The sequence below is a fragment of the Paraburkholderia sp. SECH4 genome, assembly GCF_030511745.1.
In the GTDB taxonomy this organism is placed as follows: domain Bacteria; phylum Pseudomonadota; class Gammaproteobacteria; order Burkholderiales; family Burkholderiaceae; genus Paraburkholderia; species Paraburkholderia madseniana.
In genome coordinates this window covers 203,841-226,859 of the sequence record NZ_JALOCP010000008.1, presented here as the reverse complement: position 1 = coordinate 226,859, position 23,019 = coordinate 203,841, and the positions used below count along the sequence as shown (strand labels likewise).

The 23,019-nt window shown below is 61.5% G+C and carries 17 protein-coding genes; 5 read left to right on the top strand and 12 right to left on the bottom strand.

Features of this window, described 5'->3' with window-relative positions; genetic code table 11:
• The first annotated feature begins 10 nt into the window (after nucleotides 1-10).
• Both styD and M0D67_RS14365 read left to right on the top strand, forming a co-directional pair.
• Entirely contained in the window at nucleotides 11-1,450 is a 1,440-nt protein-coding gene (gene styD / locus M0D67_RS14370; protein WP_266238974.1) for a phenylacetaldehyde dehydrogenase StyD, read from the top strand.
• 147 nt (nucleotides 1,451-1,597) lie between these two features.
• Nucleotides 1,598-2,533, top strand: a complete 936-nt coding sequence (locus tag M0D67_RS14365; protein WP_154559302.1) for a LysR substrate-binding domain-containing protein — start codon at nucleotides 1,598-1,600, stop codon at nucleotides 2,531-2,533.
• An 11-nt stretch (nucleotides 2,534-2,544) separates the two neighbouring features.
• Here the strand turns inward: M0D67_RS14365 and M0D67_RS14360 are convergent, their stop codons facing one another.
• The 4 genes from M0D67_RS14360 to aldA form a co-directional block, all read right to left on the bottom strand.
• Nucleotides 2,545-4,206, bottom strand: a complete 1,662-nt coding sequence (locus M0D67_RS14360) for a GMC family oxidoreductase (RefSeq protein WP_266238959.1) — start codon at nucleotides 4,204-4,206, stop codon at nucleotides 2,545-2,547.
• A 103-nt stretch (nucleotides 4,207-4,309) separates the two neighbouring features.
• Entirely contained in the window at nucleotides 4,310-5,527 is a 1,218-nt protein-coding gene (locus M0D67_RS14355; protein ID WP_154559300.1) for a mandelate racemase/muconate lactonizing enzyme family protein, read from the bottom strand.
• Complete coding sequence (locus M0D67_RS14350; RefSeq protein ID WP_171925681.1) at nucleotides 5,528-6,850, bottom strand: nitrate/nitrite transporter; 1,323 nt, start codon at nucleotides 6,848-6,850, stop codon at nucleotides 5,528-5,530.
• Nucleotides 6,851-7,009: 159 nt separating this feature from the next.
• Complete coding sequence (aldA, locus tag M0D67_RS14345) at nucleotides 7,010-8,434, bottom strand: aldehyde dehydrogenase (RefSeq protein ID WP_154559299.1); 1,425 nt, start codon at nucleotides 8,432-8,434, stop codon at nucleotides 7,010-7,012.
• Between the two features lie 283 nt (nucleotides 8,435-8,717).
• Here aldA and M0D67_RS14340 point away from each other — a divergent pair, with 283 nt between their 5' ends.
• Complete coding sequence (locus M0D67_RS14340) at nucleotides 8,718-9,875, top strand: porin (protein ID WP_233468737.1); 1,158 nt, start codon at nucleotides 8,718-8,720, stop codon at nucleotides 9,873-9,875.
• Nucleotides 9,876-10,001: 126 nt separating this feature from the next.
• Here the strand turns inward: M0D67_RS14340 and M0D67_RS14335 are convergent, their stop codons facing one another.
• The 8 genes from M0D67_RS14335 to M0D67_RS14300 all read right to left on the bottom strand — a co-directional run bounded on the left by M0D67_RS14335 (nucleotide 10,002) and on the right by M0D67_RS14300 (nucleotide 22,157).
• A complete protein-coding gene (locus M0D67_RS14335) occupies nucleotides 10,002-10,319 on the bottom strand; it encodes a helix-turn-helix transcriptional regulator (RefSeq protein WP_233468738.1) in 318 nt (105 codons plus the stop codon).
• 34 nt (nucleotides 10,320-10,353) lie between these two features.
• Nucleotides 10,354-10,839 (bottom strand): SRPBCC family protein, encoded by a 486-nt coding sequence (locus M0D67_RS14330; protein WP_171925684.1) that lies wholly within the window; start codon nucleotides 10,837-10,839, stop codon nucleotides 10,354-10,356.
• Nucleotides 10,840-10,966: 127 nt separating this feature from the next.
• A complete protein-coding gene (locus tag M0D67_RS14325) occupies nucleotides 10,967-11,641 on the bottom strand; it encodes a type IV pili methyl-accepting chemotaxis transducer N-terminal domain-containing protein (protein ID WP_266238958.1) in 675 nt (224 codons plus the stop codon).
• Between the two features lie 100 nt (nucleotides 11,642-11,741).
• Nucleotides 11,742-13,109 (bottom strand): MFS transporter, encoded by a 1,368-nt coding sequence (locus M0D67_RS14320; protein ID WP_154559294.1) that lies wholly within the window; start codon nucleotides 13,107-13,109, stop codon nucleotides 11,742-11,744.
• Between the two features lie 204 nt (nucleotides 13,110-13,313).
• Nucleotides 13,314-17,516: a bifunctional nitrate reductase/sulfite reductase flavoprotein subunit alpha gene (locus M0D67_RS14315; RefSeq protein ID WP_266238957.1), complete on the bottom strand. Its 4,203-nt coding sequence runs from the start codon at nucleotides 17,514-17,516 to the stop codon at nucleotides 13,314-13,316.
• Nucleotides 17,517-17,564: 48 nt separating this feature from the next.
• Nucleotides 17,565-17,918, bottom strand: coding sequence for a nitrite reductase small subunit NirD (nirD, locus tag M0D67_RS14310; RefSeq protein WP_171925687.1), 354 nt, complete (start codon nucleotides 17,916-17,918; stop codon nucleotides 17,565-17,567).
• A gap of 35 nt (nucleotides 17,919-17,953) precedes the next feature.
• Nucleotides 17,954-20,494, bottom strand: a complete 2,541-nt coding sequence (nirB, locus tag M0D67_RS14305; protein WP_171925688.1) for a nitrite reductase large subunit NirB — start codon at nucleotides 20,492-20,494, stop codon at nucleotides 17,954-17,956.
• Between the two features lie 787 nt (nucleotides 20,495-21,281).
• Complete coding sequence (locus M0D67_RS14300; RefSeq protein WP_171925689.1) at nucleotides 21,282-22,157, bottom strand: MOSC domain-containing protein; 876 nt, start codon at nucleotides 22,155-22,157, stop codon at nucleotides 21,282-21,284.
• A gap of 63 nt (nucleotides 22,158-22,220) precedes the next feature.
• Here M0D67_RS14300 and M0D67_RS14295 point away from each other — a divergent pair, with 63 nt between their 5' ends.
• Together M0D67_RS14295 and M0D67_RS14290 are read left to right on the top strand one after the other, a co-directional pair.
• On the top strand, nucleotides 22,221-22,484 hold the full coding sequence (locus tag M0D67_RS14295; protein WP_154559289.1) for a hypothetical protein: 264 nt from the start codon (nucleotides 22,221-22,223) through the stop codon (nucleotides 22,482-22,484).
• A 36-nt stretch (nucleotides 22,485-22,520) separates the two neighbouring features.
• Nucleotides 22,521-22,925 (top strand): heme-binding protein, encoded by a 405-nt coding sequence (locus tag M0D67_RS14290; protein WP_054037573.1) that lies wholly within the window; start codon nucleotides 22,521-22,523, stop codon nucleotides 22,923-22,925.
• Nucleotides 22,926-23,019: the final 94 nt, after the last annotated feature.

Sequence of the window (23,019 nt, the reverse complement as noted above, 5' to 3'; positions counted from 1 at the left end):
GCCAACCACAATGTTCATCAACGGCGAAAAAACCCCAAGCGCCGCAGGCAAAACCTTCCCCATCTACAACCCATCGACAGGCGAAGAACTAGCCCACCTCCCAGACGCATCAGAATCCGACATCGACCACGCGGTCAAAACCTCAAAAGCAGCCTTCGAGTCAGACACCTGGCGCAGAATGCCGCCAGCCGCTCGTGAACGTCTGATGCTAAAACTAGCCGACCTGGTAGAACAACACACTGACGAACTAGCCACATTAGAAACCCTAAACCAGGGAAAACTAATAGCCTTCTCCAAAATGCTGGAAGTCTCAGGCAGCGTCCAATGGCTCCGCTACATGGCCGGCTGGGCGACCAAAATCGAGGGTACCACCTTCGACGTGTCGATCCCCTTCCCACCCGGCACCCGCTACAACGCCTCAACAAAACGCGTCCCAGCAGGCGTAGTCGCCGCAATCGTGCCGTGGAATTTCCCGCTCCTGATGGCGGTCTGGAAGATCGCCCCAGCCCTCGCATGCGGTTGCACCGTCGTGCTGAAACCAGCGGAAGAAACGCCTTTAACAGCAATCCGCCTGGCCGAACTGGCCTCTGAAGCCGGCTTCCCTCCGGGCGTATTCAACGTCGTCACAGGCCGCGGCGAAACCGCCGGCGCAGCGCTAGTCAAGCATCCGCTCGTGAACAAAGTCACCTTCACGGGATCAACAGAAGTGGGCCGCATCATCGGCCGCCAATGCGCAGGCGATCTGAAACGCGCATCGCTGGAACTGGGCGGCAAGAGCCCCGTGATCGTACTGGACGACTGCGACCCGAAGAAAGCGATCGAAGGCGCCGCCGGCGCGATTTTCTTCAACCACGGGCAGGTCTGTACCGCGGGTTCCCGCCTGTACGTTGCGCGCTCGATTTACGACGAAGTGGTGGAAGGTATCGCCGCCGTAGCCGATGGGATCACATTGGGTTCCGGTTTCGATGCCGCAACGCAGATGGGACCCATGGTTTCCGCACGGCACCGCGACAAGGTCATGGGAATGATCGCGCAAGGCCGCCAGGAAGGCGGCGAGATCCTGTCACGTGACGCGGCCGTTGATGCGGATGGCTTCTTTGTCCGCCCGACGGTCATTGCCAATCGCGCATGCAAGCCGCTTTCCGTGGTCAGGGAGGAGGTTTTCGGACCGGTGCTGGTGGCGATGCCTTATGACGATATCGATGAGGTCCTGATTCAGGCCAACGCATCGGAATATGGTCTTGGCGCGAGTGTGTGGACGAATCAGCTCGACAAGGCGCTGCGGCTGGTTGACGGCATCGAAGCGGGGACCGTTTGGGTCAACACGCACAACATGGTCGATCCCGCCATGCCGTTCGGCGGGTTCAAGGCGTCGGGGATCGGACGTGAGCACGGCAAGGCCATTGTGGATGCTTATACGGAAAGCAAGTCGGTCTGCATCGCGTATTGACCGGTCGCTGCACGTCTTGCGGCACGAACACATCGTCGCCGCAAGACGTGCAGACCTGTAACACCTCGAGGGCAACACAGTAAAATACCAGGCACCCGCGCCGCTGCGCGTCAGCCTACCCTTGGGTGCCCAATCTTGAAACGCAAAATGCCCGCGCTGAACGCGCTGAAAGCCTTCGAAGTCGCCGGCCGCACAGGCAGCTTCACGCGCGCAGCGGAACTGCTGAACGTGACGCAAAGCGCGGTCAGCCGGCAAGTCCGGCAACTGGAAGCCCAACTCGGCGAGACGTTGCTCCAGCGTCACCATCACCACCTCGAACTCTCGGCCGCCGGCCGCATTCTCCTGCAAGCACTGCAACAATCATTCGACCGGATCGAGCTCACGGTTCGCAGCTTGCAGGAGAAAACCCATCGCAACCGTCTGCGTATCAACGCGCCACCCACCTTCACGAGCCGCTGGCTGATGCCGCGTCTCGGACGTCTGCGCGACGCGCATCCGCATCTCGAACTCAGCCTGTCGACCCGCATCGACGACAATCTCGCCGAATCAGGCGTGCTCGACTGCGCCATCCGCTTCGGCAACGGCGAGTGGGAAGGCGTGGACAACCGCTTGCTGATGAACGAACGGCACATCGCCGTCTGCGCCCCCGCGTTGCTCGCGCGCGAGGCAGGCCGCGCGGCCATCGATCTGAATCAGTTCACGCTGCTGCACGTGCTCGCGAGCGCCGATCAGCGCTATCTGACCTGGCAGCATTGGTTGAAGGCCGCCGGCATCGAGAACGTCGACACCCGCGGCGGCTACGAATTCGATTTGCTCGATCACGCGATCCAGGCCGCTATCGACGGGCTCGGCGTGACCATCGCCGATCGTCACATGATCGGGCGCGAACTCGCGGAAGGCCAACTCGTACAGGTGCTGAACGTGCACGTCGACGGACATCAGTCGTATTGGCTCGTCACGCGTGCGGAACAGGACGAGCTGCCGCACGTCGCGCTGTTCCGCGACTGGCTGCAGCAGGAGATCTGGTTGACCGAGCGCGCGCTCGATTCGTCGGAGTCGGCGCAGTTGGGCGAAGCGGATTGAGCCGGGCGAAGTCAAGCGGCAGCAGCGAGCTCCGCCGCTTCGGGTTTAAAGGCAGCTTCGACGGCAGCGTCCATGAGGATCATCTCGGCGCCCTTCTCCGCGACCATCATCGTCGGTGCATTGATGTTGCCCGACGTGATGTTCGGGAAGATCGACGCATCGACCACGCGCAAGCCGGTAATGCCGTGCACCCGCAACCGCGCATCGACCACTGAGGTGCGTGGGTCGTCGCCCATCGCGCACGAGCCGCACAGGTGATAGATCGAACCCGATTGCTCGCGGAAATACTGCAGGAAGCCTTCGCGCGTATTCACCTGCGGTCCCGGCGAGATTTCCTCGACCGTGATCTCCTTCAACGCCGGCGAAGCCATCACTTTGCGCACCAGTTCGCAACCCTGGATCACTTCGTCGATGTCTTTCTCCGTGGTCAATGCGTTGATACGGATTTTCGCGGCGTCTTCAGCACGGTTCGACGCGATCTCGATCGAACCGCGGCTGGTCGGCCGGCACGGGTTGAATGCCAGCAGGAAGCCCGAATACGGCTCGGGTTCGAGATTCGCCTTGTTGCTCTTCGGAATCCGGTACGACAGCGGATTGAAGTACAACTGCAGATTCGGCTGCACTTCCTGATCGTTGCCCTTAAAGAACCCGCCCGACTGGTTCACGCTCATCGCGAGCGGCCCCTTGCGCGTCAGCAGATACTGCAGGCCGAGCTTGAGCTTGCCGAGCAACGGGCGCATTTCGTCATTCAACGTCTTCACGTTCGCGCGATAGTAGAAGCTCACGCACAGATGGTCCTGGAGATTCTGCCCCACAGCGGGCAGTTCCTTGACCATCGCGATGCGATGCTTCGCCAGCAAAGCGCTATCGCCTACGCCTGAGAGTTGCAGCAGCTTGGGCGAATCGACCGCGCCCGCCGACAGGATCACCTCGCGGTTCGCCATGAACTGCCGCGTCGCGCCGTTCTGCGTCACGCTCACGCCAATGGCCCGCTGGTTGCCGTCGAATAGCACGCGGCTGGCGAGCACGTCACGCTCGACCGTCAGGTTCTTGCGCGTCAGCACCGGATGCAGATATTCGAAGCTGCTCGACGAACGCTGCCCGTTGCGCGTATTCACGTCATAGATGCCCGCGCCTTCGAATCGTTCGCCATTGAAGTCGTCGCTGCGCTTGTAGCCGGCCTGGCCGCAGCCTTTCAGGAACACGCGGCAGATCGGATGGACTGCATCCTTCATCGGCGAGATACGGATCGGGCCGTCCGCACCGTGATACTCCGTGTTGCCAAGCGGATGCGATTCGAGCTTGCGGAAATACGGCAGCACGTCGCGAAACGCCCAGCCCGGGTTGCCCGCCGCGGCCCAGTCGTCGAAATCATGCGGCTGGCCGCGCACGTAGATCATCGCGTTGATCGAGCCGGAACCGCCCTGCACCTTGCCGCGCGGGCAATAGATCGGCCGGTTGTCGAGTTCCTTTTCGGGCTCGCTGTAGTACATCCAGTTATAGGTTTCGTTGTAGTACGTCTTGGTGAAACCCACCGGGATCTTGAACCAGAACGAGCTGTCCTTGCCGCCCGCTTCGAGCAGCAGCACCGAATATTGGCCCGACGCCGAAAGGCGATTGGCGAGAATGCAGCCCGCCGAACCCGCGCCGACGATGATGTAATCGTAGTTCATGCTCTATGTCGCCTGAGGGCGCCCAATCCATTGAATGCGTAAAACAGCTTGAAACCCACAGCCTGAAACCCGCAGGTTGAAACCCGGCAGCTTCAAGCCGGGCTCAACCCTTGGCCGGCGCGAGATCCTTCACGTCGGCAGGTTGTGCTGCCATCTGCAGATGCAGACGCTCCCCGGTGTACGGCGTGTGCTGCCGAACGACGTCCATGTTCAACTCCACGCCCAAGCCCGGTTCCTGCGACGGAATGATGTAGCCGTCTTCCCATTGAATCGGCTTCTTCAACACGGCCGCATGAAAGCCGTCCCACGTACCGATGCTTTCCTGAATCAGGAAATTCGGTGTGCAGGCTGCGAGCTGAATGCTGGCGGCCGCACCGATCGGACCGTTGTACAGATGCGGTGCGATCTGCGCGTAATACACCTCGGCGATCGCCGCGACTTTCTTCGCTTCGAGCAGGCCGCCCACACGCGCCACGTTCAGTTGCAGGATCGACGCCGCGCCCGCTTCGAGCAGCTTGAAGAATTCATACTTGGTGGTCAGGCGCTCGCCCGCGGCAATCGGAATGCTCGTGTGCTGCGCGACTTGCGCCATCGCGCCTTCCTGCCCCGGCGGCACCGGTTCTTCAAACCACAACGGATCGTATTTCTCGAGCCGTTTGGCGAGCCGGATTGCCGAGGACGGCACCATCTGCCCGTGCGTGCCGAATAACAGATCGGCCTTGCTGCCGACAGCCTCGCGCACACGGCGGCAGAAGGTCTCGCAACGGTCGAGCACTTCCATCGACAGTTGATGGCCCGAGTAAGCCGTATACGGCCCCGCCGGATCGAACTTCACCGCGGTGAAGCCACGCTTGACGTTTTCAACCGCGCATTCGGCGGCGAGATCGGGATCGTCGTAGTCGTATTCGCCGCGACTGTTCTTCGGATACAGGTAGGTGTACGAGCGCAGACGCTGGTTCACCATGCCGCCCAGCAGCTCGTACACCGGCTTGTTCGCCGCCTTGCCGATAATGTCCCAGCACGCCATTTCCAGCCCGCTCACCACGCCCATCATCGTGAGATCGGGGCGTTGCGTGAAGCCGCTCGAATACGCTTCGCGCCAGAGCCGCTCGATATGGTGCGGATCCTTATCGAGCAGATAGCGGCCGAATACATCGTCGATGATGTGGGTCATCGCTTTCGGATGGAACGTCGCCGAATAGATTTCGCCGACGCCTTCAATACCGCAATCGGTCTTGAGCTTGACGAAGATCCAGTACATGCCGCCCACGTGCGGCGGTGGTACGGCAACGATATGCGTTTCGAGCGAGACGACTTTCATTTACGCAACCCCTTTTTTGTTAAGCATGTTCCTCAGCGCCAGGCCGGCGAAGCCGCCGAGCGCCGCCATTCCGGCCACATAGCCGAAGTAAAGCTGGTAACCGAAGACGCCCGGGAAGTTCTGCGTCAGATAGCCGTTGATCAACGGCAGGAACACGTCGGGCGAATAGCCGAGTACAGAGATCAGGCCGATGGCGAGGCCCATCGTTTCGACCGGGATATTGCAGCGATCCAGCAGCGACCAGTACAGCCCGCGAATCGCGTAAGTCAGAATGCCGATGAACAGCACGAGGAACACCAGCAGCACATGGCTCGAGATACGCGGCGCCGCCATCAAACCCAGCAACGACAATGCAGCGAGAAAGAGCGCGATCACCAGCACAGAGACCTTCGAATAACGGTCGCCGAGAAAGCCGCCACCGATGCCGCCGATCGGGCGCATCCACAGCTTGAGCGTAGTGATCGTGCCGGCCATCACCACTGTCAAGCCGATCTCGCCTTCGTGCAGATACGCGGAGAAGCTGTAAGTCGCCCAGAACACCTGGTAACCGCAGAACACGATAGCCGCGACCAGCCATAACTCAGGAATCGACGCGAGCGTTTTCAGATCGACCAGCACGTTGCTGCGTTTTTTCGTGGCACGGTTGGCGGCAGCGTCTTTAGCGCCTTGCTTATCTTTAACAAGCGCAAGCACCACGCCAAGTGCGATGCACAGAAACGCGTACATGTAGACGACCAGCTTGAAACCAGCCGCTACCGGTTCGCCCTTGGTCTGCGTGAACCACGCGAACAGCGTGATCGCGATGGTCGCGAGCATCGCTTCGATCAGGCCGCGTCCGCCGTCGAGCAAACCGAAGAAACGGCCCTGCTCGTGCGTGCCGGCGATCATCGTCACTCGCTTGATGACGGCAGCCCAGAAGGTCAATCCAGTCGTCAAACCCCAACCGCCGAAGATCAGCATCAGCATCTGGAACGACGGCGCGGTCGAATACCACAGGCCGAGCACGCCGGTTGCGATCAGCGAAAAGCAGATCAGGAGGCGCGGCGCGATCCGGTCGGCGAGCCAGCCGCTCGGCAAGTAACTCAGCAGAAAGATCGTGCCGAGCGACGAATACAGATAGCCGAGTTGACTATCGGTGATGTGGAACACTTCGAGCATCGTCGGCTGATAGACCTGCCGCAGATACAGAATCGGGTAAATCGCGCCGGCCGCCACGACCAGCAACATGAGCTGGATGTAGCGTTGAGCCTTGTTGGCTTGCAATGCGGTTTCCGCGGCGCTTGAGACGAGCGCAGCGGTGGTTTGAACGGGCTGAGATGACACGTGAGCGCTCCTGGAAGACACGGCGCCGGTTCACCGGGCCGCCGGGTCTTCAAATATTTTTATAAGTGCAGCGGACTTGCTGCGTTTCTACGGGTTTCAAGGCGACGCGTGCCGTCTACTCCGAATCGCACGGCACGCGCCGGTTTCAGCTTTTCTGCTTTAGTACTTCATGACTACGAGACGGGTCTGCGTGAATTCGAGCATGCCGTGCTTGCCGTCGTCGCCGCCGAGACCCGAGCGTTTCCAGCCCGCATGGAAACCTTGATACGGATCGGCCGGCGTACGGTTCACATACAACTCGCCTGCCTCGATGCCGTTGGCGACCTTCATCGCACTGCGGTAGTTCTCGGTATAGAGCACCGACGACAAACCAAACTGATGGTCGTTGGCCATTTCCAGCGCTTCGTCGAGCGTGCGGTATTTGACGACCGGCATGATCGGACCGAAGGTTTCTTCCTGGATGATTTCCATGTTCTGACGGCAGTTCGACAGCAACGTGGCCGGATAGAAGAAGCCCTTGCCTTGCGGCAGCCTGCCGCCGGTTTCGAGCGTGGCGCCCGCGGCGAGCGCGCGTTCGACCATGCCGTGAATCGACTGGCGCGACGCGTCGTTGACAAGCGGCCCCATCAGCGACGGCTGTTCGCTGCGATCGCCGCTTTCCACCGCGCTCATGTGCTTCTTCAGCAGCGCGACGAAACGGTCATGCACGGTTTCCTGCACGTAGACGCGTTCGATCGCCGTGCAAAGCTGCCCGCAGTGAGTGGTTTTGGATGCGACCAGATCGCGCGCGGCCTTCTCCAGATCGGCATCTGCCTCGATGATCGCGGGCGTCTTGCCGCCCAGTTCGAGCGACGGCTTGGCGATGTTCGTCTTGCAGTATTCGAGCACCTTGCGGCCCGCGCCGACGCTGCCGGTCAGCGTGATCATGCCGACCTTCGGATGCGTGCAAAGCGCTTCGGCGGTTGCGTGATTCATCGCGAGAATGTTCACGACGCCGGCCGGCAACCCTGCCTTCTCAACCGCTCTTGCGATCTCGAACGCCGATGTCGGCGTGTTGTTGCTCGGGCGCACCACCACGGTATTGCCGGCGATTAGCGCGGGCGCCACCTTGCGCATGAACGTATAGACCGGGTAATTGAATGGGATCAGACACGCGACCACGCCGATCGGCTCGCGATGCAGCACGAGGTTTTCGTCGGGCGTGTCGCTCGGAATCACCTCGCCTTCGATGCGGCGCGCCCATTCGGCGTGGTAGCGGGTGATCTGGCCGGCGTAGATCGCTTCGCTGGTGGCGTCGGCGACGCTCTTGCCCGACTCCAGCGCGAGCGCCGCGCCTATGGCAGGCGCGCATTCGGTGAGCGCGTCGGCGAGCTTGTGCAGATAGACCGCGCGCTCGGCCGAAGGCAGCTTGCGCCAGCCCTTCTGGGCGGCGGCTGCGGCGTCGACTGCGGCGATAGCCTCGGCTTCGGTGGCGCCCGTGACGTGGGCAATCACGGCTTCGGTGGCGGGGTTGGTGACGGCGATGAGCTCGTCGCTTGCCGCGTCGATAAAGCAGCCGTTAGCAAAATTCCGATCGAGTCGCATGTCGTCTCCTGAAAATCTGGTGCGGTGGTGCATTGCCTTCGGCTATCGCCTTCATGCCAAAGGTGCATGAACGGAATTTTTCTCTCCGGCACGGCGCGCCACAAGCGAATAATTCGCGGGACAAACATTCGAAAAAATCACGTTTATCCAGGGATGTGCCTCATACGCGAATCCCATCCCGAATAGCAGAATCCGGGCTTTGCCAAAAGCAGCGGCCTTTGCAAGCGGTCGAACCCCGTTTCGAACCACTGGGGTCACTCATTACCAACGTCTGGAGTTCACAATGAAAAAGAATGTCATCGCCACCGCCGCCTTCACGGCACTCACCTCGCTGGCGGCCCCGTCCGCCTTCGCGCAAAGCAGCGTGACCCTGTACGGCGTGCTCGATGAAGGCATTGATTACACCAACAACGCCGGGCGCGGCGCGGTCTGGGAAATGGCGAGCGGCTATGCGCAAGGCAGCCGCTGGGGCATGAAGGGTTCGGAAGATCTGGGCGGCGGCATGAAGGCCGTGTTTCAGCTGGAAAACGGCTTCGACGTAAGCTCGGGGCGGCTTAACCAGGGCGGCCGCATGTTCGGCCGCCAGGCCTATGTGGGCTTGAGCGACAACCGGTTCGGCACGGTCACGCTCGGGCGCCAGTACGACTCGGTGGTCGACTACCTCGCGCAAACCACCGCCAACGGCAACTGGGCCGGCTACCTGTTTGCGCATCCGTACGACAACGACAATACGGACAACTCGTTCCGTCTCGGCAACAGCGTGAAGTACGCGAGCCCGGAAATCGCGGGCTTCCAGTTCGGCGGCGTGTACAGCTTCAGCAACGACACGAACTTCGCGAACAACCGCGCCTATAGCTTCGGTGGCCAGTACGCGAACGGCGGCCTGCTGATTGCAGCCGCGTACCTGCAGGCGAACAATCCGGGCGCAGGCTCGACCGGCGCGATCACCGCGAACGACGCGAGCTTCATCGCCGGACGCATGCGGGTGTTCGGCGCCGGCATCAACTACACGTTCGGTTCGGCGACCGCCGGTTTTGCTTACACCAACTCCAACTATAAGGACCCGACCGGCAACGGCTATATCGGCATCCCGTTGGCGGCATCGGGTGTCAGCCTGAATACGCTGAAGTACCAGAACTTCGAAGTGAACGGCAAATACCAGTTCACGCCGGCCTTCTTTATCGGCGCGCAGTATGTGTACACGATGGAGAACTACGATGCGTCGACTGGCAACGTGAAGCCGAAGATTCACTCGGTCGGTGTGATGGCGGATTACAACCTGTCCAAACGCACGGACGTTTATGTGCAGGGTGAGTATCAGAAGGTCGCTGGCGACTCGACCAATTCGATTCTCGACAACGCGTTCATTCCGGGTGTGCAGGCGCCGTCGTCGACGGGGAATCAGGTGGCTGTGCGGCTCGCGCTGCGGCACAAGTTCTGAGGGTTAGGGGATTGCTGCGCTGGAGCCGCGCTGTGAGCGGCTCCAGGCCACAGGTGTTCAATTTTTGGCGATGTTCACGTTCCGTATACATTCTGATTTTCTGAACGCGGGCGACCGCCAACGGCATCAATCCCCCTCCACCGCCGCCTTCAACCTCAGCAACGCGTGATCCCACTGCTGCGAGATCGCTTCGAGCGCTCGCCGCGCTTCTTCGAGGTGCGCCGGTTCGAACGCCCATAAGCGCTCACGGCCCACCTTGACGTCGCGCACGAGGCCCGCATTGGCAAGCACCTGCAAATGTTGCGTGATCGACTGCCGCGTCATCTCCGTGCCGGCGGTCAACTGCGCAATCGACATCGCACTGCCCGCGCACAACACGGCGATCAGACGCAGTCGCGTTTCGTCGCCGAGCGCCGCAAAAATCTGCGCGGAACTTCGCAGCATGGCCGCCTTCACTCGCGCATTGCCCACAGGCGGCTTATCCCTTGGCGACATGCTTTTCGATGTTGATCAACTGCTCTTCCCACCCGCCGCTATTCATGCGGAACGCTTCCTCGCGACGTGCGGCGGGAATTTGATCGAAGCCCGATTCGACCACCCGAAGCAACGTGCCCGAATCGACCTCGCTCAGCTCGAATACGACCAGCGTGGTGGGCTCGGGCGAGTAGTCGACCGACACATCGACCGCGGCCGGATGCCAGCGAAAAGACAGAAGATGTTCCGGCTCGACGCGCTCGACCAGCACGTCCATGACGAGATGCTCGTATCCGGGATAGGTGATGTTGCCTTGCACGGATTGACCGGCGGCAAACTGTTTGCCGCTGAAATCCACGCAAAACCATTTGCCGAATTCCTCGGCGTTGGACAACGCGCGCCACACTCGCGAGCGCGGTGCCTTCAGCAGGATCTGTTTTTCGATGCGGTCAGTCGACGCGTTATTGGGTGTGTCAGATGAGATTGTCATATATGCAGCCTCCTGACTGCATATTAGGCTCGCAACCGACGACATGCAAGTATCTGCCTGCATATTCTCAGGTGGCACCCTGCTTTTCCACTGAGGGACAGCCAAACAGGTCGCCACAGGCGCTTGCTTATCCCGCCGAAGTCTTCTGCACAAACGCGCTCACCACAGCCTCAAGTTCCTTGGTGATGGAAGTCATCACGCCCGCTATCACGGCGAACTCCCGGCCAGTCACATTCGAGCGGCTCGCCACGATCTGGCCGTTGAACGAGACAATATGTGCTTCCTTTGCGATCGCTTTGATCCGCTCGATGAGATCCTGCTGGCCCTTCTTCTGCGCCCGCGCAATGCGCCGGCTTTCCTGCTCGTAGACAGCGGTCACGGTGTGCAGATGCGTCAGCAACGGATCGACGGAACCGATCAACGCGTTCAGTGCTTCATTGGCGCGCGGCGAGCCGCGTTCGATCGCTTCCAACGCCACCGAGGCCAGCGCGATAAAGTCCGTGATCTTCTTCGCAACGTTCCCGCTGCCGTGAAAAGCTTCGCGCAACGCCGGCGAGAACAGTCCGGGCAAGCCGTCGCGGCCTTGCACCAGCGCCGTGTGGCTGTCTGAAAACGTACGCAAGGTCTCCCGCGCGATCACCATCGCACCGTCGAACTGTTGAAACGCCAACATCGACTGCAACGCGATGCGCTGCGACAGCATCCGTTGACGGCCCGCCATGTTGATCAACGAGCTCAATACCTCGCTGGAGACGTCCGCTTCGGACGGCGGTGCTTGAACCCGATCTTTCGTGATGCTCATGTCATCTGCTTATGATTCGATTGACCTCTTCGCTCTGACCGGCATCCGCGCCGCGTGACCGCCATCGGCAGACACGCAGCGGTGTGGATACCGAATTGCATTACTCCGTTGCGTGCACGTGCATCACATTGCTGTGCATCGACCACGCCATCCACGGACGGCGCAGCGCGACGATCGCGAGGAACGCGCAAGCCGCCAGCGCGCCGAAGGTCGCGAAGCCCATCTGATAGCTGCCCGTGCTTTCCTTCGCGATGCCCATCACGACCGGCAGATAGAATCCACCGATGCCGCCCGCGGCGCCGACGATGCCCGACATCAAACCGGTGCGGCCGGCCCAGCGATGCGGCACCAACTGGAAGGTCGCGCCATTGCCAAGACCGAAGGCCACGTACAGGCACAGCAGCAGCACAATCCCGCCCACCATCGACGGCATCGCGGCAGCAAAAACGAAGTCGCACAGCGAAATGACCGCCAGCAGGAAGGTCAACGCGCGAACACCCGACACCTTGTCGGCGATCAGGCCGCCGAGCGGCCGCACGATCGCGCCGGTTGCGGCAAGCAGCGCCATGAACAGGCCCGCGTCGATCTTCGACAGCTGATACAGGTTGGTCAGCAGCAGCGAAACATACGAAGACATGCCGACAAACCCCCCGAACGTGATGCTGTACACCAGCATGATCGCCCACGTGTCGCGCTCAGACAGTACCGAGCGATAGCGCTTGGGCAGCACCGCGATCGCCAGCAGCGCACCGATCACCGGCAACAGCAGCACACCGGTCTTGCCGGAGCCGAACACGCCCGCTTCGACCAGCAGCACGAGCACGATCAAACCGACGAGCGTCACCGCGAAGCTGCCGAATGCGCGCAGCACACTGCCGGATTTGATACCGGAATCGTTGGCCCAGAAGTACAGCGTGATCGCGGCAATCGCGAGCAACGGGAGTGCGCCTGCGGTCGCCATTTGCCAGCCGTAGTGCGTCGCCAGTTGCGGGAACAGGAAGCCGTCGAGCACCGCGCCGATGTTGCCGGCTGCGGCCAGACCCAGCACCAGACCCTGCACCTTCGGCGGATAGTTGCTGCCGGCCATCGGCAGCGCCACCGCGAAGCTCGCCCCACCCACGCCGAGGAACACGCCGAGCACCAGCAGCAAGGTGTACGACGGCACGAACGGCAACAACGGCAGCACGATCGTCGGCACCGCCGACAGCAATACGCCCATCAGCGCGATGCGCTTGCCATGCGCGGATTGATAGAGATTACCGAGCGTCACGCGCAGGATCGCTGCCGACAGCACCGGCACGGCGACCAGCAAACCTTGCTGCGCAGGCGTCATTGCAACGCTCTTGCTGATGAACGGCGCGAGCGGCCCGTACAACACCCAAACGGTGAAGCCGGTGTCGAAATAGAGAAAACACGCCACTAGTGCGCGCCAGTCCCCACTCTTTAGGGAGCTCATCACGTTTTTCATTCGGCATCCTCAAATATGCTGATTGTTTGCTAACCTGGTGCGCGGCGCTGGTACTTTGCGCTGAATCACTGCGCACCGGAACGGTCACGATGTTGAATACCGGTCTGAACATGCAACCTTCATGCCATCCGGACTCTGCTTCTGAAGCTTGACTGCGTACTCTTTGAAACTGTGATGCCGCGACCGTGCCGGCCGATTCAAAAATCAATAAACGTCGCGTGCATAGCGCTTTTCTTGCGCTAAACGCCCCACATACTCGGCGGCTTTTTCTTCGCTCATGCCACCGTGCTGAGCGACCACATGCCTGAGCGTCGCGTCGACGTCTCGTGCCATCCGGTTTGCGTCGCCGCAAACGTAGAAATGCGCACCTTCTTCGAGCCATTCCCACAGTTGCGCACCCTGCTCGCGCATGCGGTCCTGTACATAGATCTTTTCCGTTTGATCGCGCGAGAAAGCGACGTCGAGCCGGGTCAGCACACCGCTGTCACGCATCGCTTCCAGTTCGTCGCGATAGTAGAAATCGGTGGCCGCATGTTGCTCGCCGAAGAACAGCCAGTTGCGTCCCTTGTCGCCGCGTGCACGCCGCTCGTGCAGAAAGCCGCGAAACGGTGCAACGCCGGTTCCCGGACCGACCATGATGATCGGTGTGTCAGAACTATGAGGAGGCCGAAAGTGTGCGGATTTCTGCACGAATACCGGCACATTCACGTCGCCGGCGCGGTCCGCGAGGAACGTCGACGACACGCCCTTGCGATGGCGGCGGCCATTGCTATAGCGAACCGCAGCAACCGTCAGATGAACTTCGCCAGGATGTGCTTTCGGACTCGACGCAATCGAATACAAACGCGGCTGCAGGCGCTTGAGCATGCCGGTCAATTCGGTGGCCGTCAGGTCCACGGGAAATTCGTGGAGTACGTCGGCGAGTTGTTGGCCCCACAACCATTGTTTGAGATCGGATTTGCATGCCGGCGTCAACAGATCGCGCAATGCACCGTTGCTGCTTCGGGCAGCGATGAATGCCAGTGAGTCAGGGCTGGGGCGCGCGATTTCGTAGTGCTTGCCGAGCGCGTCGGCGAGGCGCATGTCGCCCACACCGGACACATTGACCGCGGCGTCGGCGCTCAGGCCGCTCAGGCTGATCAATTCGTCTACCAGTTCAGGACAATTGCTCGGCCATACGCCCAGCGCATCGCCGGCTTCGTATTCGAGGCCCGAGTCGCCCGTGCTCAAGGAGAAGTAGCGCGTATCCTTGGCTGCGCCCTGCTTGTTCAGTTGCAGGTTCCTGACGAGCCGCGAGGCGGCCGGACGCGTTTTGGTCGGCACGGCGCCGGGCACCACGGCATTGATCATGCCGCCCGGCGGCACTGCGTGCAGCGCGGCATCTTCTTCCTTGATGCGCAGGATGATGCTTTCGAGCAACGCGTCGGCATTCTCCTGATACTCGCTGTCGCAGTCGACGCGATCCATCAGACGCACCGCGCCTTGCGCAGCGAGACGTTCATCCAGACGGCGGCCGTGACCGCAAAATTGATCGTAGTTGCGATCGCCCAGCGCGAGCACCGCGTAGCGCAGACCTTCGAGACGAGGCGCTGCGTCGCTGGCGAGTTGGGACCAGAAACCTTGCGCGTTATCAGGCGGATCGCCGTCGCCGAAGGTGCTCGACATCAGCAGCACGTATTGCGCTTTCGCGAGCGCCGACACCTGATAGTCCGCCATACACGACGTGCGGATTTCGAAGCCCGACTCCATCAGACGCGTGGCATAACGCTCGGTCAGCGATTCCGTGTTGCCGGTTTGCGAGGCCCACAGCAAGGTCACTTTGGGCCGCACGCGCAAGATGCGCACACTGGACGCATGCGCCGCTTCAGAATGCGGTGCGGCAAGCGCACCTGCCGGCGCGGCCGCATGGGTTCCGCTGCGGCTATAGAGTCCGGCCAGCAAACCGTCCACATACAAGCGGTTCACCGGACCGAACGGCGCGCCTGCCGGAAGGACCGGCACGCTGTCGATGCCCTGTCGTTCAGCCGAACGCAGGCCACTGACGAAACCGGCCAGATACGCCCGCTCGGTTTCCGTGAACGAAGGCGCGAGTGTCTGCGGAAGCTGCAACAGGCTAGTCAATGCATTGATGCGGGGCATTTCCAGTTCCTCGGTGTTCGCCGATATAGCACTTGCTGTCGCCGGGTCGACTGCAGCGGCAGGCGCATCGATGAGCGTCTCGTCATCCGCATTCGAAACCGGCTCGATGACGTCGAGCGCAACCGGGCTCAGCGCGACCGCACAGAACTTGAGTTCGGGTTGCTGCGAGATCGGATCGATTGCATCGCTGGTGACGGCGTTGATGCACAGGTCGTCGCCGAAGACGTCGTTCCAGTGCATCGGCGCGAAGCAGTTCCCTGCTTGCACGCGCTCCGTGACGACCGCCGGCAACACGGCACGTCCGCGGCGCGAACGGATTTCAACTGGATCTTTTGCCTTGATGCCAAGCGTGGCAGCGTCTTCGGGATGAATCTCGACGAACGGGCCCGGGTTCAGCTTGTTGAGCATCGCGACCTTGCCGGTCTTGGTCATGGTGTGCCATTGATGCTGCAAGCGGCCCGTGTTTAACACGATCGGAAATTCCCGATCGGGCAATTCGGCCGGGGCTGCAAAGGCGCGGGCAAAGAACACCGCTTTGCCGCTTGCGGTCGGGAACACGAGCCGCGGAAGGCTGCCGTCGGGCCGTTCCTTCAGCGTCTGGCTGACGCCGTCGTTGATGTAGCGAATGGGATTGCGGTCTGCTGCGCCGTCGGAAGCAAGCGGCCATTGCAGCGGTGTTTCCATCAGACGGCGATAGCTCGCGCCGCGCAGGTCGTAACCCGTTTTCGGATTCGATGCACGGGTGATCTCTGCGAACACTTCCTCGGCGCTCGCATAGGCAAACGCATCGGCGAAACCCATTTCACACGCGACACGCGCGATGATCTGCCAATCCGCCAACGCAGCGCCCGGCGGTTCGATGCCCTTTCGCATCAGCGTCAGGTTGCGCTCGGAGTTGATCATCACGCCTTCGGCTTCAGCCCACAGCGCGCCGGGCAACAGCACATCGGCGTAACGGTTGGTCTCGGTGTCGAGGAAGGCATCCTGTGAAATCACGAGCTCGGCCGCGCGCAAACCAGCGATCGCGTTCTGACGGTTCGCAACGCTCGCCACCGGATTCGTGCAGATGATCCAGCACGCCTTGATCTCGCCCGCAGCCATGCGAGTGAACATATCGATCGTGCCATTGCCCACTTCAGTCTTCAGCGTACCCTTCGGAATGCCCCACAGATCTTCGATAAACACGCGGTCTTCTTCGACCAGCACGGAACGTTGCCCCGGCAAACCGGGCCCCATGTACCCCATTTCTCGGCCGCCCATCGCATTGGGCTGCCCGGTCAGCGAGAACGGTCCACTGCCACGGCGGCAGATCTTGCCCGTCGCCAGATGCAGATTGCAGATCGCATTCGTGTGCCACGTGCCATGCGTGCTTTGATTCAGGCCCATGGTCCAACAACTGATCCACTCCGGCGCGGCGCCGATCATTTGCGCGGCCTGACGGATGTTTTCTACAGAAAGACCGGTAATCGCCGACACATTTTCCGGCGTGTAGTCCGCGAGGAAAGCGGGCATTCCGTCCCAGCCTTCGGTGAAGTCCGCAATAAAAGCCGCATCCGTGTGGCCGTTTTCATGCAGCAAATGCAGCAAGCCGTTCAGCAACGCCAGATCGGTGCCCGGCTTGATCTGCAGAAAGAGATCGGCCTTGTCAGCCGTCGTATTGCGACGCGGATCGACGACGATCAGTTTCGCGCCCGCCTTCACGCGATCCATCATGCGCAGGAACAGAATCGGGTGACAGTCGGCCATATTCGCGCCGATCACGAAGAACAGGTCGGCATGATCGATGTCTTCGTACGATCCCGGCGGGCCGTCCGCGCCGAGCGAAAGCTTGTAGCCGCTGCCTGCGCTCGCCATACACAGACGCGAATTCGATTCGATGTTGTTGGTACCGACAAAGCCCTTGGCGAGCTTGTTGACGAGGTACTGCGCCTCGATCGACATCTGTCCCGATACGTAGAACGAAAGCGCGTCCGGTCCATGTGCGTCGAGCAGGCCGCGCAAGCGTGCCGCCGTGGTGCTGATCGCCTGCGCCATCGGCAGCGGCGTCGGATCCTGGTCGCGTGCATGACGCACGAACGCGCCTTCCAGACGACCCGACTTGCGCAACGCGACGTGCGCCGACTGGCCCTTCGTGCAGAGCCGCCCGAAGTTGGCCGGATGCTCTTTATCGCCGGAGATCTTGACGACCTGCCCGTCCTCGACGTGCAGCACCATTCCGCAGCCAACGCCGCAGTAGGGGCACACGGTTTTTACGCTAGTGGAGGACATGGCAAGCGACGTCGTTCGAGAAGAGAAGGTTGACAAAAAATCAGTGACTCACACCGCGACCCACACCTGCCCGTTTTCCACCCGTGCGTTGAACGCGCTGACGGAATACGCCGGTGTTTCGAGGCACTCGCCGGTGCGCAGATCGAAGTGATGCTTGTAGATCGGCGAAGCGACGACGAGGCGCTCGCCGAGATTGCCGATCAGCCCACGCGAGAGCACGGCCGCCTGCGAGCCCGGATCGTAGTTTTCGATCGCATACACGACGGCGTCCGCGTCGCCGTTGCTCACATGAAACACCGCCACCTGTTCGCCGTTGACGAGCGCGCACACGCCCGTGTTGGGGACGATCTCGTCGAGCGGGCAAATCGGCGTCCAGGCAAGCGGAAGGCGGTCAAGGTTCATGGCGGAAGTCCTCGGTGAATAACGCAAAAAAATAATCAAACGGTTTCGGCAACCACAGGAATCGAAGCGAGCTTCGATCGACGCTCGACCACCGTCGCGGGCCGGATCTGACCGCGCTCCTCGACGAAGGCGACATTGCTGTCCGGCTCGCCGCTGTTGACGAAGTGACGGAAGCGCTTGCGCGTTTCAGGATCGGTGACGGCCTTCTTCCATTCGCATTCGTAGGTGTCGACCACGTGCTGCATTTCCGCTTCGAGTTCCGCGGCCACACCCAGGCGATCGTTCACGACCACATCGATCAGATAGTCGAGCCCGCCTTCGAGGTTGTCGCGCCATACGCTGGTGCGTTGCAGACGGTCCGCGGTGCGCACGTAGAACATCAGGAAGCGGTCGATGTAGCGCACCAGCGTTTCCTTATCGAGGTCCGAGGCAAGCAGTTCGGCATGGCGGGGTTTCATCCCGCCGTTGCCGCACACGTAGAGATTCCAGCCCTTCTCGGTGGCGATGATGCCGACGTCCTTTCCCTGTGCCTCCGCGCATTCGCGAGTGCAGCCGGATACGCCGAACTTGATCTTGTGCGGTGTGCGCAGGCCTTTGTAGCGATTCTCGAGTTCAACCGCGAGGCCCACCGAATCGCCGACACCGTAACGGCACCACGTCGAGCCGACGCACGACTTAACGGTACGCAGCGATTTGCCGTACGCATGACCCGATTCGAAACCGGCCGCAATCAATTCTTCCCAGATGAACGGCAGTTGTTCGACGCGAGCACCGAACAGATCGACTCGCTGACCGCCGGTGATCTTGGTGTAGAGGCCGTATTTCTTCGCCACCTGACCGACTGCGATCAAACCGTCGGGCGTCACTTCGCCACCGGCCATGCGCGGCACGACCGAATAGGTGCCGTCACGCTGGATGTTGGCGAGGTAGTAATCGTTAGTGTCCTGCAGCGCCGCGTGCTCCTTCTTCAGCACGAATTCGTTCCAGCACGACGCGAGAATGCTTGCCACCGCCGGTTTGCAGATATCGCAGCCAAGGCCGTGACCATGCTTCGACAGCAACTCGCCGAAGCTGCGCACGCCCTCTACGCGCACGAGGTGATACAACTCCTGGCGCGAATACGGGAAGTGCTCGCACACGTGGTTGTTGACCGCGAGGCCCTGCTTTTTCATCTCGGCCTTCATCACCTGCGTGACGAGCGGCACGCAGCCGCCGCACGACGTGCCGGCCTGGGTCGCGCACTTCAAGGCGCCGATGTCGGTCGCGCCCGCGCACACGGCGGCACACAGGTCACCCTTCGAGACGTTGTTGCACGAACAGATTTGCGCGCCGGCGGGCAATGCCTCGACGCCGAGCGCCGGTTTCGCCTGACCGTCGGACGACGGCAGGATCAGGAATTCGGGCGACGCCGGCAACTCGATCCGGTTCAGCATCATCTGCAGCAGCGTGCCGTATTCGCTCGCATCGCCGACCATCACGCCGCCGAGCAGATACTTGCCGCATTCGGACACGACCAGCTTCTTGTAGACCTGCTTGCGTTCGTCGCTGAACTGATAGGCGCGGCTGCCTGGCGTGCTGCCATGCGCGTCGCCGATGCTCGCGACGTCCACGCCCATCAGCTTCAACTTGGTGCTCATGTCGGCGCCGGCGAATTCCGCCGAGTCGCCGTGCAGTTGCTTCGCCACCGCGCGTGCCATCTCGTAGCCGGGCGCGACGAGGCCGAACAGCTTGCCCTCCCACAGCGCGCACTCGCCGATCGCGTAGATGTGCGGGTCGCTGGTGCGGCACGCGTTGTCGATCACGATGCCGCCGCGTTCGCCGAGCGCAAGGCCGCTTTGACGCGCGAGGTCGTCACGCGGACGAATGCCCGCAGAGAACACGATCATGTCGGTGTCGAGGTGACTGCCGTCCGCGAATTGCATGCGATGCGTGCCCGTCTCGCCATCGACAATCGCCGAGGTGTTCTTCTGCGTGTGCACCGTCACACCCAGCTCTTCAATCTTGGCGCGCAGCACCCGGCCCCCGCCTTCGTCGACCTGCACCGCCATCAGGCGCGGCGCGAACTCGACCACGTGCGTTTCCAGCCCCATGTCGCGCAACGCCTTAGCACATTCGAGACCGAGCAGGCCGCCGCCGACCACCGTACCGGTCTTCGAACGGGCACCGCATTCCTGCATCGCTTCGAGGTCGTCAATGGTGCGGTAGACAAAGCAGTCGGCGCGTTCGCGGCCTTGCACGGGCGGCACGAATGGATAGGAACCCGTAGCGAACACCAGCTTGTCGTACGGCAAGGTTTCACCGGTCGATACCGTTACGGTGCGCGCGTCGCGATCGATCGCCACGGCTTTTGCATTGAGCTTCAGCAAGACGTTCTGGCGCTCGAAGAAACCCGGCTCGACGAGCGACAGATCGTCCGCCGTTTTGCCCGCGAAGAATTCGGACAGGTGCACGCGGTCGTACGCCGGGCGTGATTCCTCGCACAGCACGGTGATGTCGAGCCCATGCGCCGCGTCTTGCGCCAGGCATTCGACCAGTTTGTGGCCGACCATCCCGTGACCGATAACGATGATTTTCATGACCGCGGCTTCCTCAATGTGCTGGGCTCGAATCGCTGCCGGCTGGCTGCTGCGCGAAAGCGATTCCGGAAATAAAAACGGCGTCCCGCGAACCCAGTCGATGACTGAGTTCGGGGGACGCCGTTGTCCTGACCTGTGCTGCGGCGAGTACTTTGTTGTTGCACTCGCGGCGGATCCACGTTGATCCGATGGCAAGGCTTAACGCAAAGGTTGTGCCAATTGAGTGAGATTCCCGCTGCAGCGCCGTGGAACGGGGCTTTGCGGCATATGACACGGGTCTGCTGTCAGCAGGATGTGGGGCACGTCTTGATGCAGCGAGGCACAGGGATGGTGCGACGCAGCACCGTACGCGTGCGGGCAGTGTTTCGCGGCACTTAGCGACACTCACCGCGCACGATCTGACCGATCGGTATGGAAATATACCTACACAGGTTGTAGATCCGCTCTGTGTGCCGGCCGTTATGGAGCGATGGTGGCGAAGCCCAACCCGATGTTCTTGCAGATCAGACGCAGGATCGAGGACACGGCGTAGATGCGGCTGCCCGCTTCGCTATCCCGTGCGATTCGCGCTACCTCGTCCTCCCGAGCGGCAATTTGTTCGTAAGAAAGCCGTGCCAGATACCTTGCCGGAATGACCGAAGAAAACAGAATAGTGAGCTTCGATTCTGTCGGGACTTCAAATTGCTCAATACAGGCGCGAGTCGTTACGCTCCGGATTCAATCATCATTTCGTCAAGCCCGTGCCGATGCCGGTGATCCTCGCGGCGCTGACCGGGCGTGGCCGGCGTTAATCGCCAAAGCCCAATTCAGCGTCGACCGTTTGCCCGACGCGCAGCCACGCTCCGGCCCCGCGCGCGACGAGCGCGTTGTTGCCGAATGTCACCGCACCATCCCGCTGCGGATTCGCCCGGTAGACGCTCATCGTGTCGGTCGGCTCGTTCGGCCAATCGGGATCGGGCGCGCCCTTCGCCTGATCGATAGTCGGCATCGGACAGCGCGAGCATGGCTTGACCAGTTGCAGCTGCACGGCCTCCTCCTCTGCGCCGTCGACACTCAGACTCTCGACATAATCCTCTTCGTACGCATCGAGTCCCGTCAGCACGACGTTGGGGCGAAACCGGTCCATCGGAATCGACGGCGCGCCTTTACTGTTCAGGCGCACGTTCAGATCGTCGAGTGAGGCCTGGCCGATCACCAGCAGCGGAAAACCATCGGCGAAATACGTGGTGGCCCCGGGGACGCTAGCGGTGTAGTCCGGATCGACCTGCCGTTCGCGTTCGGGATCGAAGCGCAGAAGCCGCGACGGCACGCCGAGAAACGCTGAAAACCACGCTGCGCTCTCTTCTCCGGTGTCGAGTCCATAGGCCGCGTCGCCCCAGACCACGGTTTGCACCTTCTGCGGAGCGCTCAGCCCGGCGGCGTCGAGCGGCGTGCGCAGCTCGCTCATGCCCGGCGCGCGGATCACGAGTTCATGTTCGCCGAGCTCGACCCTGATCAGCGCCATGCGCGGATACGCGCGCTGTGTGAGCATTGCGCCGCTCGGGTCGGTGACCATCCAGCATCGATCGTATTCGAGGCCGGTGGCGAGCAGGCGTGCTTCGTTCAACGCAATGCCGGCGCAGGATTTGATCGGATAGACGAAAAGCTCGCTGATGGTAGGCATAGTGTGAGTGGTGTGGGAAACACGCGCTTTTTGTGTTGAACTCCGATTGTAAAGCGCCGGCGCGTGTTGCCGGATATCGGTTGCGCCGAACTTGAGCGGCGTATTGAGCTTCGTATTGAGCGGCCCGCCCCGGAACGCCTGCTGCGCAAGAGTTTGCGCCGCGCGAGCGCGAATCCGGCGGGATTCGACGCGCTGCCTGAAACCGGCCGGGCGATGCGGCCGTTTCTTCCGACAGCGCTTGGACGTAAAATCCACAATCGAACCGCTCGGGCAAAGACAGAGCCGGCGCCGGGCACACTCCGGCGCGTCACTGGATTCAACGTGTAGAAGCATCCCTACCATAAACGAAACAGGAAATTCATTATGCTGAGCAAACCCGTGTTGACCGTTGCCGAAACGACCCGAATCCTCGAAGCCGCTCGCGCGGAGGCCGAGAAGAACCAGTGGGCCGTTGCCATCGTGGTGGTCGACGACGGCGGCCATCAACTCGGCATGCTGCGTCTGGACGGCAGCGCGCCGGCCAGCGCGTACATCGCGACGGAAAAAGCCCGCACTTCGGCGATCGGCCGCCGCGAAACCAAGGTATATGAAGACATGATCAACAATGGCCGCACGGCATTCCTGAGCGCACCGCTGCAAGGCACGCTGGAAGGCGGCGTGCCGGTGATCGTCGACGGCCAGGTGGTCGGCGCGGTCGGCGTGTCGGGCGTCAAGTCGGATCAGGACGCACAAATCGCCAAGGCGGGTATTCAGGCAATCGCCGCTTAAGTCCGGAGCCATTCGGAATCCGTTCAAAGCGGCGGCAATAAAAACGAAGCACAACACGGACCGATGCCCCCTCATCGGTCCCATTCAAGGATGG